The following is a 14,892-nucleotide window of genomic DNA, read 5'->3' on the forward strand; positions in this document are numbered from 1 at the left end:
TGACAACCGCACGGGCGCGGCTATTCACTGCGCCGGTAAACGCTCTCTGCGAGGACGCATGGAAACCATTTCCCAGCCGGTTCCCGTCACCGGTGCCCCCGCCGCCGCCGGCGAGTCGTTCGCGACCCTGCTCGGGCAGTGGGCGCGCCGGCTCGGCGACCGGATCGCCGTGACCCACCTGGACCACCGCGACGGCGCGGACGGCCGGGCCGTCACGCTGACCTGGCGCGAGCTCGACGAGCGCGTCGGCGCCGTCGCGGCCCGGCTGTCCGAAGTGGCCGATCGGGGGGAGCGGGCGGCCGTGCTGGCCGCGCAGTCCGTGGACTACGTCGTCGCCTTCCTCGGCGCGATCCGGGCCGGGCTGGTCGCCGTGCCGCTGTTCGCACCCGGGCTGCCCGGGCACGCGGGCCGGCTGGCCGCGGCGCTGGCCGACTGCGGCCCGCGCGTCGTGCTGACCACGGCCGGGGAGCACGAGGCGGTCACCGGGTTCCTCGCCGGTTCACCGGTCGATCCGGTCGTGCTCGCCGTCGACGCCGTGGCGCCCCTCGCCGAACCCCGCGACTGGCCCGAGCCCGATCCCGACGCCCCCGCCTACCTGCAGTACACGTCGGGGTCCACCCGCTCGCCGGCCGGGGTCGTGCTGACCCACCGCAACGTGCTCGCCAACGCGCGCCAGGCGTGCGCGGCCTACGGCGCCGAGAGCGGGACGACGTCGACGGTCAGCTGGCTGCCGCTGTTCCACGACATGGGGCTGATCCTCGGCATCGGCGCGCCGATGGCCGGCGGGCTGGAGGCGGTCCTGATGGACCCGCTGGCGTTCCTCGAACGGCCCGCGCGCTGGCTGCGTGCGCTGTCCGCGAGTCCCGGCGCGATCAGCGCGGCGCCCAACTTCGCCTACGCCTACTGCGCTTCCCGCGTCACCGAGGACGAGAAGGTCTACCTGGAGCTCAGCCGGGTGGTTTCGCTGATCAACGGCAGCGAACCGGTGCTGCCGGCCACGATCGCGAGATTCGACGAGGCCTTCGCCGGCTGCGGGCTGCGGCCGGAGGTGCACCGGTCGTCGTACGGTCTGGCCGAGGCGACGGTGCTGGTCTCCGTCTCGGCGGCGGGGAAAGCGCCCCGGCAGGTCACCTTCGACCGGGCCCGGCTCGCGGCGGGGTACGCCGTGCCGGCCGGGTCGGGGACGACGCTCGTCTCGTGCGGCCAGGCGGCCGGGCAGCGGGTGCGGATCGCCGACCCGGTGACCGGCGAGCCCGCGGCGCCGGGCGAGGTCGGCGAAATCCGCGTCAGCGGCCCGAACGTCGGCCGCGGTTACTGGAGCCGGGCCGACGCGTCGGCGGCGACCTTCGGTTTGCCACCCCTCGACCCGGAGACCGGGGAGGGCTGGCTGGCGACCGGCGACCTCGGCGTGGTGTTCGACGGCGAGCTGTTCGTGACCGGCCGGCTGAAGGACCTGGTCGTCGTGGACGGCCGCAACCACTACCCGCAGGACATCGAGCAGACCGTCGAGGAGCACCCGGCCGTCCGGCCGCACTCGGCGGCGGCCTTCGCGATCGACGCCGGGGACGGCGAAGCCGCGGTCCTCGTCCTGGAACGCGCGAAGGACACCGACGCCGACATCGCCGCGGCGACGGCGGCGCTGCGGGCGGCGGTGTCGGCCGGGCACGGCCTGCGCCTGCACGACGTCGTCTTCCTGCCACCGGGCGAGGTACCGCGGACGTCCAGCGGCAAGATCAGCCGGGCGCGCTCCCGGAAGTCCTACCTGGACGGTGCCTTCACGTCCCGGCGGCTCGGGTGAACGCGCCCGGCGCGGCGGCGATCCGCGCCTGGCTGACCGCCCGGATCGGCGACGTCGACCCGGACCGGCCGCTGCACGAAACCGGGCTGTCCTCACGGGACGCGACCAGCCTGGCGGCCGACCTCGGCCGGTTCGTCGGCCGTCCACTGGCCCCGACGCTGGTGTGGCGGTACCCGACGATCACCGCGCTGGCCGCCCACCTGTCCGATGTGGACTCTTCGGCGGCGGCGGCGTACGTGCCGCTGCCGGAGGACGGGGAACCGATCGCGATCGTCGGCCTCGGCTGCCGCCTGCCGGGCGGGATCGAGTCCCCGGAAGCGTTCTGGCGCTTCCTGGACGCGGGTGGCGACGGCATCGGCGACGTCCCCGGCGGCCGGTGGGAAACCTTCGCGCCGGCCGAGGACCTCGCCGGCGTGCCCGCGCGCGGCGGGTTCCTCGAGGACGTCGCCGGGTTCGACGCGGCGTTCTTCGGCATCACCCCGGGCGAGGCCGAAGCGATGGACCCGCAGCAGCGGATTCTCCTGGAGGTCGCGTGGGCGGCGCTGGAGCACGCCGGGATCCCGCCGTCCGGCCTGCGCGGCAGCCGGACCGGGGTGTTCGTCGGGCTGTCGGCCACCGAGTACGGCTCGCTGACGATGACCGACGTCGCGGGCGTCGACGTCTGGTCCGGCACGGGCGCGGCGGCGAGCATCGCCGCGAACCGGCTCTCGTACCTGCTCGATCTGCGCGGGCCCAGCCTGACGCTCGACACCGCGTGTTCGTCGTCGCTGGTCGCGGTGCACCAGGCGGTGCAGAGCCTGCGCCGCGGCGAGAGCGAGCTCGCGCTCGTGGCCGGGGTGAACGTGCTGCTGTCGCCGGGGATCACGGCGGGGTTCCAGCGCGCGGGGGTGCTCGCCGCGGACGGCCGGTGCAAGCCGTTCGACGCCGGTGCCGACGGGATCGTCCGCGGCGAGGGCTGCGGCGTGGTCGTGCTGAAGCCGCTGCGGGCGGCGCGGGGCGACCGGGTGCTGGCGGTGATCCGCGGCAGCGCGGTGAATTCCGACGGCCGCTCCAACGGCCTGACGGCCCCGAACCCGGACGCCCAGGTGGCCCTGCTGCGGGACGCGTACTCCGCGGCGGGCGTCCATCCGTCCACTGTGGACTACGTCGAGGCGCACGGAACGGGCACGCCGCTGGGGGACCCGCTGGAGGCGGGGGCGCTCGCGACGGTGCTCGGGTCCCGTGAACCGGACCGGCCGTTGCTGCTGGGGTCGGTGAAGAGCAACCTGGGCCACCTCGAAGGGGCGGCCGGCATCACCGGGCTGCTCAAGGTGGTGCTGGCGATGACGCACCGGCGGCTGCCGCCGAGCCTGCACTTCCGCGAGCCGAACCCGCACATCGACTTCGCGGGGTTGCGGGTGGTCGCGGCCGGAACGGACTGGCCGCGGTATTCCGGGACCGCGCGGGCCGGGGTGTCGGCGTTCGGCTTCGGCGGCACCAACGCGCACGTCGTGCTCGAGGAGTGGCCGGCCGCGTCGTTCCCGGCGCGGGGCGGTGCGGGCGGGCCGCAGGTGTTCGCGCTTTCGGCCCGGTCGGGTGAGGTGCTGCGGGCGAGGGCGGCGGAGCTGGCGGACTGGCTGGCGGCGAGCGAGGTGCCGCTCGCCGCGGTGGCGTCGACGCTGGCCCACCGGCGCGAGCACCTGCCGGTCCGCGGCGCGGTGGTCGCCGAGGGCCGCGACGAGGCGGTCGAGGCCCTGCGCGAGCTGGCGGCGGGGGTCAACCGCCCCAATGTGGCGTTCGGTGCATCGAGCGCACCCAATGTGGCGTTGGGTGCATCTGGCGCACCCAATGTGGCGTTCGGGGCATCGAGCGCACCCGATGTGGCGTTGGGGGCATCCAGCGCACCCGACGCCACATTGGGGCGGTCGGGGCGCCCGAAGCCGGGCGCGGGTTCCGGTGTTGTCTTCGTGTTCTCCGGCTATGGCTCGCAGTGGGCCGGGATGGGCCGCCGGCTCCTCCACTCCGAGGCCGCCTTCCGCGCCGAGATCGATGCGCTCGATCCCGTCTTCCGGGCCGAGGCCGGGTTCTCCCTGCGCGATGCCCTCCAGCAGGAGCTCCCGGATTTCGCCGCCACCCAGCTCGCCCTCTTCGGTGTGCAGCTCGCGCTCGCCGCGCTGTGGCGGGCGCACGGGGTCGTGCCCGCGGCCGTGCTCGGGCACTCGATGGGGGAGGTGGCCGCCGCCGTGGTGGGCGGCGCGCTCGATGTCGCCGGTGGCCTGCGGGTCATGGCCGCCCGGGCGCGGCTGCTCGCCGAAGTCGATGCCCGGGGTGGTGGGGCGATGGCCGTCGTCGAGCTGTCCGCGGCCGAGCTCGAACCCTTCCCCGGCGTCACCATCGCCGTGTACGCCTCGCCCGCCCAGTGCACCATCAGCGGGGCGGCCGACCGCGTGGACGCCGTCGTCGCGCACGCCGAACGGCTCGGGCGGCTCGCCCGGCGGCTGGCCGTCGGCGGGGCCGGGCACTCCGCCGCCGTCGAGCCCGTGCTCGGCCGGTTCCGGGCCGCCCTCGCCGGGCTCACCGCACACCAGCCGCAGATTCCCTGCTACAGCAGCGTTCTCGAGGATCCACACGAGACGCCCGCCTTCGACGTCGAGTACTGGGCCGCCAACCTGCGCCGCCCGGTGCGGTTCAGCCAGGCCCTGGCCGCCGCGGCCGGTGACGGGCACACCGTCTTCGTCGAAATCTCGCCGCACCCCGTCGCCCTCGCCGCGATCGAGCAGTCCGGCGCCGTCGGCCTGCCCTCGGCCAGCCGCCGGGCCGACGAGCGGACCGCGTTCCTCACCAGCCTCGCCCGGCTGCACGTCCTCGGCCTCCCCGGCGTGCTCGCCGCCCGGCCGCGGACAGCGCCGGTCGAACTGCCCGGGCCGGTCTGGCGGCACGAACGCTTCTGGCCGCGCCGGACCGTCCGCCGCGGCGGGGCGCATCCGCTGCTCGGCGTGCACGTCGAGGACCCGGCCGGCGGGCACCTGTGGCGCGGGGACGCCGGCACCGCCGCGCTGCCGTGGCTGGCCGACCACACCGTCGCCGGGAACCCGGTGTTCCCGGCCACCGGCTTCCTCGAACTGGCCCTGGCCGCCGGGCCGGGCCGGCACGTCCACGACCTCGAACTGCAGGAAATCCTCCCCCTCGGCGAGCACACCGAGGTCACGACGACCCTGCGCGGGACCGAGCTGAGCGTGCACGCGCGGACCGCCACCGGCCAGTGGGTCCGGCACGCCACCGCCCGGCTCGGCACCGGCGGCACGCCGTCGGCGCCGTTCGGGGAGACCCGGGGCGAGCCGGTCGACGTCTACCGGGCCCTGGCCGACCTGGGCCAGTCCTACGGCCCGGCCTTCCGCCGCCTGCGCCGGGTGAGCGCCGCGCCCGGCCGCGCGTCGGCGTCGATCGCGCGGCCCGAGGCCGACCACCCGGCCTACGTGCTGCACCCCGCCCTCGCCGACGCCTGCCTGCACGCGCTGGCCGCGGCCGTCGGCGAGGCGGACGCCCTCTACCTGCCGCTCACCGTCGGCGAGGTGGTGGTCGCCGGTGACCCGCGCCGCGGGGTGCGGGTGGACGCCGTCCTGCGAGAGTCCGGCGACGGCGTGCTCGGCAGCGTCCAGCTCGTCGACGCCGGCGACGTCGTCCTCGCCGAGTTCCGCGACGTCTACTGCCGCCGGTACCGCGACGCGGCGACGGCCCGGCTGCTGTTCGAGGCCACCTGGCAGCCGGCCGGGCTGCCGGCCGCGCCGGAGCGGGCGCACCGCTGGATCGTGCTGTCCGACGACGACGTGAGCCGCGAGTTCGCGGGCGACGACGTCCGGACCGCCCGCCTCGGCGACCGCGCCGAGCTCGCGAAACTGCTGCGCGACGGGGAACCGACGGCGGTGCTCGCCCTGCTCGGCGCCGCGGCCGCGCCGGACCCGGAACGCGGCGCGCGGCTGGTCGAAACGGTGACCGGGGTCGTCGCCGAGCTGGCCGAACTGCCGGTGGTGCCGCGGTTGTGGCTGGCCGGCGAGAACGCGCAGAGCGTCGAGCCGGGCGAGCGCGGCGATCCGGGCCTGGCCGCGCTGCGCGGGCTGGTGCGCGTGCTGGCCTTCGAGCACCCCGAACTCCGGGTGAGCCAGGTCGACGGCGGTGCGGACCGCGTGCGGGACGAGGTCCGCGCGGACGGGCCGGACGACGAAGTCGCCTGGCGCGGGCCCGTCCGCTACGCGCGCCGCCTGGCTCGCCCGGACCTCGGCGACCCGGTGCGGGAGCCGGTCCGCGAAGGCGCCTACGTCATCACCGGCGGCCTCGGCGGCCTCGGCCTGGCCGCCGCGCGCTGGCTGGCCGCCCGGGGCGCGACGCGGCTGGTGCTCAACAGCCGGCACGCCGCCGACCCCGGGCTCGGCGACCTGGAAGCCGACGTCCGCGTGGTGCCCGGCGACATCGCCGCGCCGGGCACGGCCGAAACCCTGGTCGCGGTGGCCGTCGAAGGGGGCGTGCCGCTGCGCGGGGTGCTGCACGCCGCCGGTGTCCTGGCCGACGGCGCCGCGATCAGCCTCGACGCCGATGCGCTCGACGCCGTCTGGCGGCCGAAGGCGCTGGGCGCCTGGCGGCTGCACGAGGCCACCGCCGGGCACGACCTCGACTGGTGGCTGGTGTACTCCTCGGCGGCCGCGCTGTTCGGGTCGCCGGGCCAGGCCGCGTACGCCACCGCGAACGCGTGGGCCGACGCGCTGGTCGCGTGGCGCCGGGCGCAGGGCCTGCCCGCGGCGACGATCGGCTGGGGTGCCTGGGGTGAGACCGGGGCCGCGGCCGGTTCGGCCAACCCGGTGCTCGACCCGCTCGGCACCGGGGAGGCACTGTCCGCTTTGGACTTCGCGCTGGCGCGCGACCGCGCGGCGACCGGCGTCGCCCGCGTGGACTCCGGGACCGTGCTGGAACTGTTCCCGCGGTTGGGAGAGCGGCCGTTCTTCACGCTCTTCTCGCCGGCCGCCACCCAGTCCACCTGGGACGGGGTGGCCGCCCTGCGCGGCGGCTCGCCCGACGCGGCCCGCGCCGCGATCGCCGACCACCTGGCCGGGCTCGTCGGTGACCTGCTGGGCCTGGAAACGGTCGACCGGAGCGTCCCGCTCACCCGGCTCGGGCTGGATTCCCTCTCGGCGATGCGGGCCCGGGGCGCGGTGGAACGCGACTTCGGCCTGCCGCTGCCGATCCCGCTGCTCCTGCGCGGGGCCAGCCTGGCGGAACTCGCCGGGCACCTCGCCGAGCAGGCCGGTTTCGGGCCCGCCGCGCCGGTCGCGCCGGTCGTCACCGGGCCGCGGGACCCCGCCGAACGCTGGGTCGCCCGGCACTGGCGGGCCGTGCTGGACGGTCCGGAACCGGGTGTGCACGAGGACTTCTTCGCCGCCGGCGGCGACGATGGGCGCGCCCGGCTGCTGCGGGCCGCGTTCGCCGGCGAGCTCACCGCGGTCCCCGGGGACGACCGGCTGTTCGCGACCCCCACCATCGCCGCGATGGCCGACCTGCTGCGCGCGGAGCTCGAAGGGCACGGCGGTGGCCCGGTGCGCCTGCTGCGTGACGGCGTCGGCGAGCCGGTCTTCCTGTTCCACCCGGCGGGCGGGACGGCGAGCGTGTACCGCGAGCTCGTCCGGCTGCTCCCGGAAGGGCCGCCGGTGTACGGGTTCGAGCGCCTCGACGACGAGGACACCGTCGAGGGCAAGGCGGCCCGGTACGCCGGGCTGGTCCGGGAGATCCAGCCCCGCGGCCGGTACCGGCTGGGCGGCTGGTCGTTCGGCGGCTGCCTCGCCTACGAGACCGCGCGCTGCCTGGGTGGCGCCGAGCTCGTCTTCCTGATCGACACCATCCTGCCGCTGCCCGCGCCGGGGAAACCGGCGGAGGAGCTGCTGCTGGACCGGTTCGACCGGTTCGCCGAGCACATCACGCGCACGTACGGGGTGCCGTTCGCGGTGCCGCGGGCCGAGCTGGCGGACCTGGACGAGGACGCCCAGATCCACTGGGTCTTCGCCACCTTGACCGAACTCGTGCCGGACATGGGCGCCGGTGTGCTGCGGCACCAGTACGAGTCCTATGTGGACGCCCGGGTCGCCGAGCGCTACCACCCGGCGCGCTACGACGGGCGCGTGGTGCTGCTGCGGGCCCGGGAACCGCATCCGCTCACCACCGCGCTGGACCCGCGGTACCTGCGCACCGACGACACCCTCGGCTGGGACGAGTACTGCGGCGCGCTCGAAGTCGTGCGCGTCCCGGGCGACCACGTGTCGATGATCGACCCACCGCACGTCGAAATGCTGGCCGAGCGGCTCGGGGCGGTGGTGCGGTGATGGACGAGCTGACCCCGACCACCGCGTTCCGGATCGCCGACCTCGCCGCGCGGCAGGACGAAGCCGTGCGGATCGCCGAAAAGCGGGCCGTCGACCGGCAGCACGCCCGGGGCAAGCTGACCGCGCGCGAGCGGATCGGCCTGCTGCTGGACGCGGGGTCCTTCGTGGAGCTCGACCAGTTCGCGCGGCACCGCTGCGCCGAGTTCGGGATGGACGCCAACCGCCCGTGGGGCGACGGCGTCGTCACCGGCCACGGCACCGTCGACGGGCGGCAGGTCTGCGTGTTCTCCCAGGACTTCAGCGTCTTCGGCGGCAGCCTGGGCGAGGCCTCCGGCGAGAAGGTCCTCAAGCTGATGGACCTGGCCATGACGATCGGCTGCCCGGTCGTCGGGATCAACGACTCCGGCGGCGCCCGGATCCAGGAGGGGGTCGTCTCGCTGGCGTACTACGCCGAGCTCGGCCGCCGCAACTCCCACGCCTCCGGCGTCATCCCGCAGATCTCGATGATCATGGGCCCGTGCGCCGGCGGGGCCGTCTACGCGCCGGCGATCACCGACTTCACCGTGATGGTCGACAGTACGTCGCACATGTTCGTCACCGGCCCGGACGTCGTGCACGCCGTCACCGGCGAACGCGTCACCGCACAGGAACTCGGCGGCGCGGCGGTGCAGAGCGAGATCGCCGGCAACGCCCACCACCGGGCCGCCGGCGAAGAGGACGCCGTCGAGTGGGTGCAGACGCTGCTCGGCTACCTGCCCTCGAACAACCTCGACGCCGGGCCCGAGTACGCCGACGACACCAGTCCCGTGCTCACCCCCGCCGACCTCGAGCTCGACCAGCTGGTGCCCGATTCGCCGAACCAGACCTACGACATGGCCGAGCTGATCGTCCGGCTGGTCGACGACGGCGAGTTCACCGAAGTGCACAGTGCCTTCGCGCCCAACATGATCTGCGCGTTCGGCCGGATCCAGGGCCGCTCGGTCGGCATCGTGGCGAACCAGCCGCGGCACCAGGCCGGCGTGCTCGACATCGACGCCTCGGAGAAGGCCGCGCGGTTCGTGCGCTTCTGCGACGCCTTCGGCATCCCGCTGCTCACCCTCGCCGACGTCCCCGGCTACCTGCCGGGCCGCGACCAGGAACGCGGCGGCATCATCCGCCGCGGCGCCAAGCTGATCTACGCCTATTCCGAAGCGACGGTGCCGAAGGTGACCGTGGTCGTGCGCAAGGCCTACGGCGGCGGCTACGCGGTGATGGGCTCCAAGCACCTCGGCGCGGACGTCTCGATGGCCTGGCCCACCGCGGAAATCGCGGTGATGGGCGCCGAAGGGGCGGTGCGCGTGCTGTACCGGCGCGAGCTGGCCGCCTTGGCGCCCGAGGAGCAGGAGGCGACCCGCCGCCGGCTCACCGAGGAGTACCGCAAGCGCCACGGCGGCCCGTACCTGGCCGCCGAACGCGGGTACGTCGACCAGGTCGTCACGCCGTCGCAGACCCGCCTCCAGGTGGCGCGGGCCCTGCGGACCCTGCGCACCAAACGGCAGACCCTGCCGTCCCGCAAACACGGAAACATCCCCCTCTGAGGAGCCCCCATGAAGCGGATCGCCCTGCTGGCGCTGTCCGTCGTCCTGCTGGCCACCGGGGCCGGCGTGACGCCCGCCCAGGCGAGCCCGGCCGTGGCCGACGACGGCGCGAAGGTCGTCCAGGAAACCTGGCTGGACGCCCGGACCGCCGACCTGCAGATCAGCTCGCCCGCACTGGGTACCACCGGGATGGTCCGGGTGATCGTGCCGGCCGGCTGGGCCGCGCAGCCCACCCGGACCTGGCCCGTGCTGTACCTGCTGCACGGCTGCTGCGAGCCGGTCGACTACCGCTCGTGGGACCAGTTCACCGACGTGAAGGCGTTCACCGCGGCCAAGGACGCGCTGGTCGTGATGCCGACGGACGGTCCGGCGGGGATGTACACGAAGTGGTGGAACTTCGGCCTGAAGAACACCCCCGACTGGGACACCTTCCACACCGCCGAGGTGCGCCAGCTCATCGAACGCGGGTACCGCGGCGGGACGCGGCGGGCGATCGCCGGGCTGTCGATCGGCGGGTACGGCGCCATGGCGTACGCGTTCAAGCACCCTGGCCTGTACGGCGCGGCCGCGTCCTACAGCGGTGTGCCCAACACGCTGTACCCGGGGATCCCGGTGTGGATCATCGGCATCCTGGCCCGGGCCGGCATCTTCAACTACCTAAACCTCTGGGGCGATTCGTTCGGGATGCAGCCGATCTGGTCGGCGAGCAACCCCTACGACCACGTCGAGGCGCTGCGCGGCACCGCGCTCTACATCTCCTGCGGTGACGGGCGGACCGGGCCGCTGGACCCGCCGGGGCAGGCCGACGTCCTGGAGCCGTCGGCGCTGCTGTCCTCCCGCAGCTTCACCGACCGGCTGCGGGCGGCCGGCATCCCGGCGACCGTCGACTACTACGGGCCCGGCACGCACAGCTGGCCGTACTGGCAGCGGGCCCTGCACCAGTCCTGGCCGGTCCTGGCCGGCGCGCTCGGCCTCCCGGCCTGAGCGGATCCCTTTCCCCGATGGAGGTTGTGGTGAAGCACGTCCGTGTCCGCGCCGTGGTTTCGGCGCTCCTGACCTGCTGCCTGGTGGCGCTGGGGGTGGCGGCCGCGAGCCAGCCCGCCGGTGCGGCGCCCCTGCTGCCCGGACCGTTCGACGACTCCTTCTACACCCCGCCGTCGCCGCTGCCGGCCGGGAACCCGGGTGCGGTCATCCGGTGGCGGCCCGTGGTGCCGCTGCTGAACGCGCTCAACGCCGACGCCTGGCAGGTCATGTACCTGTCGACGAACGCGCTCGGCAACCGGGACGCGGTGACCGGGACCGTCCTCGTGCCGAAGGGCGTCGACCCGGCCAAGGCGCCGATCATCGGCTACGCCGTCGGCACGCAGGGCCCGGCGTTCAAGTGCACGGCGTCCAAGGCTATGGAACGCGGCACGCTCTACGACCAGCCCGCCATCAACGACTCGCTCTCCAGCGGCTACGCCGTCGCGGTGACCGACTACGAGGGCTATTCGCCGGCGACCGTGCCGACCTACATCACCGGGCAGTCCATGGGACCCGCGGTGATCGACTCGGTGCGGGCGGCCCAGGGCTTGCCGTCCGCGAAGCTTTCCAAGAGCGCGAAGGTGATCTTCCAGGGCTACTCCCAGGGCGGCGGCGGCTCGATGTGGGCCGGGGAGAAACAACCCGCCTACGCGCCGGAGCTGAACGTCGTCGGCGTCGTCGCGGGCGGCGTCCCGGCCGACCTGACCGAGGTCGCCAAGGGCCTCGACGGCTACGTCGGCTTCGGGTTCCTGGCCTTCGCCGCGGTCGGGCTCGACGCCGCGTACCCGGACCTGAAGCTCGACTCGTTCCTCAACGACACCGGCCGTCAGCAGCTGTCGGACGCGAAGAAGAACGCGTGCACCGCGGAACTGCTGCTGAACTACTCGTTCAAGAAGATCGGCGACTACACGACGACCAACCCGCTGGGCACGCCGCAGTGGCAGGCCCGGCTGGCGCAGAACAAGCTGGGCGCCCACCCGCCGCGGGTGCCGGTCTTCCAGTACCACGCGAACACCGACGAGATCGTCAACACCCCGCAGGCGGAAACGCTGCACCGGGCGTACTGCGCGGCCGGGGTGCGGGAGCAGTGGACCACCTACGTCGCCGAGCACGCCAGCGGGATCCTGGCCGGCAACGCCGACGCGCACCGGTGGATCGGGAAGCGGTTCAACGGCGAAACCGCGCCCTCGAACTGCTGAACCGTGAAGGCCACCCCGGGGGTTCCGGGGTGGCCTTCACGGGGGTTCAGACCTTGCTCGCGACGAAGGCCGCGGCGTCACCGGCCTGGTTGCCGTAGCTGAGGTGGGCCAGGATGTTGAGTCCACCCGCCTGGCAGATCGGGTCGCCGAGGGCGCAGTAGTCCTTGGTGCGGCCGGCGTAGGTGCCGGTCACCTGGCGGCCGATCGCCCGGATCGGGTTGCCGAACAACACGATGGCGGCGATCCGGGGCGCCAGGTCCGCCGGGATGGTGGCGACGATCGGGCCGCCGACGACCGCGCCGTCGCTGCTGATGCCGATCGAGTTGTCGACGACGTTGGCGCCCTGGGAGTAGCCGGCCAGGACGAACCGCTGCTGCGGGCAGGCCGCGGCCTGCGACCGCACGTGGCCGACCAGGTCGGTGTTGCCGCGCTGCACCGACGCGGGCTCGCCGAGGTCGGCCGGGTAGTCGACGCGGTAGCTGCTCACCGACCGCGGGCGCAGCCGGTTCTGCACGGCCTGGAAGACCGGATCGCCGACGATGAGGCCCAGCGTGCCGGGTTCGCCGGTGCCGCGGGCCACCGCCACGTCGATGTCGGTGCAGGGCGCGGCCGACGCCGCCGGCGCGGCCGCGACGGTGAGGCCGGCGACGGCGAAGCCGACCGCGGCGGCCGCGGAAAGCAGGCGGTTCTGGGGAACGCGAATCATGGCTGATCACACCTCGTTGTGGGGAAAGGGGTCGGCAAGCGCTTTCCGTTGAGCCGGAAAGGGGGGCGGCGCTTGCGGTGAATGCAGCGTCGCAGCGCGTGCCGGCCCCGGCAAGAGGTGATTCCTGCGCACGCCGGGAATTGTTCAGCCGGTGACAAAAGGTCCGGAGTGGACGCTCAGGTGGCGCACTGCCCGGCGGGCTGCGGGCGGTCGACGTGGTCCAGCAGCGCGGGGTCCAGGCCGCGCAGCGCGGCCATCACGAACCCGGTGGCCAGTTCGCCCGCCGCGAGCGGGTCGAGCCCGGGGGAGTGGGAGACGTGCATCGCGGCCCGCCCGACGAGGCCGACCATCATCGCGGCGAGGAGGTCCGCGCTCGGGCCGACCGGGCGGCCGTGCGAAGTCAGGTGTTCCCGGATCCGGCCGAGCACGAGCGCGGCGATGCTGTCGGCCAGTGCGCGGCGCTCGTTCGACATCTCGTCGACGGCGGAGTCGAACAGCAGCCGGAAACTTTCCGGGTGGGCGCCGGCGTAGCCGAACATCGCCATCACCGACAGCCGGACGCGCTCTTCCAGCGGGCGCGCGTTCGCCGTTTCGTACTCCTTGAACACCCAGTCGCGCACGGCGGCGACTTCCCGGCTGACGGTGGCGCGGAAAAGCGCCGCTTTGTCGCCGAAATGGGCGTAGAGCGTCGGCTTGGTGGAATCGGCGCGGTCCGCGATCAGCCCCATCGTGGCCTGCGCGTACCCCCGTTCGGCGAAGACCGCGCGGGCGGCGTCGAGCAGTTCGTCGTCGGTGGGCCGGGCGGCCGGGCTGCGCCGCGTGCTGGATCGATCAGGAGGGCTGGGCCGGCTCATGGCGGTGTACTGTACGGTCTCCCCGCTTTACTGTCAGGTAAAGCACGCTCGGTGATATCCGGGGCTTCGCCCCGGGCCGGGGGCTCCGCCACCCGGACCCCCGAAAGAGTTGCGATCGCCGTCCCCGGTGGAGGAACCCTGGTGTCCCGCGACAGTGCTCGGCAAAGCGTCCCGGCTCCCCGGGACGCCGGCCAAGAGGTTCTCCGGAGAAAAGAGCTGGCCGCGCTGATGCGTCCGGCGTTGCCGGGGCTGGCCGACGGGATCGTCCGCGAGGTGCTCCGGGCGGTCCCGGTCTACGCCCGGCCGGGCGACGGCGCCTACGGCCGCGTGACCCGGCACGGCGTCGAGTGCGCCGTCGCGCTCTTCGTGGACCTTGTCGAAGATCCGCAGGCCTCGCGCGAGCGGCTGTTCGAGACGTGCCGGCGGCTCGGCGCGGGCGAAGCGCGCGAGGGCCGCAGCCTCGACGACCTGCAGGCGGCCTACCGCGTCGGTACCCGCGTCGGCTGGCGCTGGATCATGCGGCTGGGCCGGCGGCACCGGCTGTCGTCGGCGATCATGGCGCAGCTGGCCGAAATGCTGTTCGGGTACGCCGACGAGCTCGCCCGGATGTCGAGCCGCGGCCACCGGGAAGCGCGGGCCGAGATCGAGGGCACCCGCGCCGGGCTGCGCCGCCGGCTGCTGCGGCTGCTGACCGGCCCGGGCGCCGTGCCGGACGCGGTGCTCGCCGAGCTCGCGTCGGCGGCGGGCTGGGCGGTGCCCCGCGAGGTGGTGGCGGTCGCCGCCGAGCGGACGGTCGGCACCGCATGGGGCCCGGACGTCCTCGCCGACCTCGACCCGCCGCAGCCCCACCTCCTGCTGCCCGCGCCGGTGGCGGCGCGGACCCTGACCCGGCTCGGCGCGCGCGTCGCGGTCGGTCCGCCGGTGGAGCTCGGCGCGGCGGCGCACTCCCTGCGCTGGGCGCGCGCCGCCCTGCGGCTGGTCGCGGACGGCGCGCTCCCGGACGCGCCCGTGACGTGGTGCACCGACCACCTGACGGACCTGTGGCTGCTGTCCGACGGGCCGCTGGCCGAGCAGGTCGCCCTCCGGCAGCTGGAGCCCCTCGACCGGTTCCCGGACCGGACGCGCCGCCGCCTCGGCGAGACGCTGCTGTCGTGGCTGCAGAACGGCGGGAACTCCGAGAAGATCGCGGTGGACCTTTCGGTGCACCCCCAGACGGTCCGCTACCGCGTGCGCCAGCTGAAGCAGGCCTTCGGTGATCGCCTCGACGACCCGGACGCGCGGTTCGCCATGCAGGCCGCGCTGCGGGCGTCCGGGTTCCGCTCGCCCGGAGCGTGACCCCGGCCTGATCCGGCCACGACCGCTTGTCCCAAGCGAGAACATGTTCTAGTTTT

General features: G+C 74.5%; 8 protein-coding genes. 6 read left to right on the forward strand and 2 right to left on the reverse strand.

Going from position 1 to position 14,892, the window contains the following annotated elements; translation table 11 throughout:
• Nucleotides 1-58 precede the first annotated feature (58 nt).
• From C2L59_RS33075 to C2L59_RS33095, 5 genes are read left to right on the forward strand one after another with little or no spacing between them, the layout of a single operon-like run.
• Complete coding sequence (locus C2L59_RS33075; protein ID WP_103353469.1) at nt 59-1,798, forward strand: fatty acyl-AMP ligase; 1,740 nt, start codon at nt 59-61, stop codon at nt 1,796-1,798.
• A complete protein-coding gene (locus C2L59_RS33080; protein ID WP_103353470.1) occupies nt 1,795-8,142 on the forward strand; it encodes a type I polyketide synthase in 6,348 nt (2,115 codons plus the stop codon). Before C2L59_RS33075 ends, C2L59_RS33080 begins: the two co-directional genes overlap by 4 nt.
• Nucleotides 8,142-9,719, forward strand: a complete 1,578-nt coding sequence (locus C2L59_RS33085) for an acyl-CoA carboxylase subunit beta (RefSeq protein WP_103353471.1) — start codon at nt 8,142-8,144, stop codon at nt 9,717-9,719. The genes C2L59_RS33080 and C2L59_RS33085 overlap by 1 nt, the downstream gene beginning before the upstream one ends.
• A 9-nt stretch (nt 9,720-9,728) precedes the next feature.
• Entirely contained in the window at nt 9,729-10,703 is a 975-nt protein-coding gene (locus tag C2L59_RS33090; protein WP_103353472.1) for an alpha/beta hydrolase family protein, read from the forward strand.
• Nucleotides 10,704-10,732: 29 nt separating this feature from the next.
• On the forward strand, nt 10,733-11,941 hold the full coding sequence (locus C2L59_RS33095) for a lipase family protein (protein WP_233223811.1): 1,209 nt from the start codon (nt 10,733-10,735) through the stop codon (nt 11,939-11,941).
• Nucleotides 11,942-11,987: 46 nt separating this feature from the next.
• Here the strand turns inward: C2L59_RS33095 and C2L59_RS33100 are convergent, their stop codons facing one another.
• A complete protein-coding gene (locus tag C2L59_RS33100) occupies nt 11,988-12,647 on the reverse strand; it encodes a cutinase family protein (protein ID WP_199199368.1) in 660 nt (219 codons plus the stop codon).
• 176 nt (nt 12,648-12,823) lie between these two features.
• The gene (locus C2L59_RS33105) at nt 12,824-13,501 is read right to left on the reverse strand and encodes a TetR/AcrR family transcriptional regulator (protein ID WP_103353473.1); all 678 of its coding nucleotides are present in this window, start codon (nt 13,499-13,501) and stop codon (nt 12,824-12,826) included.
• 141 nt (nt 13,502-13,642) lie between these two features.
• Here C2L59_RS33105 and C2L59_RS33110 point away from each other — a divergent pair, with 141 nt between their 5' ends.
• The gene (locus C2L59_RS33110; RefSeq protein WP_233223812.1) at nt 13,643-14,836 is read left to right on the forward strand and encodes a CdaR family transcriptional regulator; all 1,194 of its coding nucleotides are present in this window, start codon (nt 13,643-13,645) and stop codon (nt 14,834-14,836) included.
• Nucleotides 14,837-14,892: the final 56 nt, after the last annotated feature.

The sequence above is a fragment of the Amycolatopsis sp. CA-128772 genome (assembly GCF_002904295.1).
Lineage (GTDB): Bacteria > Actinomycetota > Actinomycetes > Mycobacteriales > Pseudonocardiaceae > Amycolatopsis.

Excerpts from the sequence above, each read along its gene's own strand:
- C2L59_RS33075 (WP_103353469.1), top strand. The coding sequence starts at position 59 with ATGGAAACCATTTCCCAGCCGGTTCCCGTCACCGGTGCCCCCGCCGCC.
- C2L59_RS33085 (WP_103353471.1), top strand. The coding sequence starts at position 8,142 with ATGGACGAGCTGACCCCGACCACCGCGTTCCGGATCGCCGACCTCGCC.
- C2L59_RS33090 (WP_103353472.1), top strand. The coding sequence starts at position 9,729 with ATGAAGCGGATCGCCCTGCTGGCGCTGTCCGTCGTCCTGCTGGCCACC.
- C2L59_RS33100 (WP_199199368.1), bottom strand. The coding sequence starts at position 12,647 with ATGATTCGCGTTCCCCAGAACCGCCTGCTTTCCGCGGCCGCCGCGGTC.
- C2L59_RS33105 (WP_103353473.1), bottom strand. The coding sequence starts at position 13,501 with ATGAGCCGGCCCAGCCCTCCTGATCGATCCAGCACGCGGCGCAGCCCG.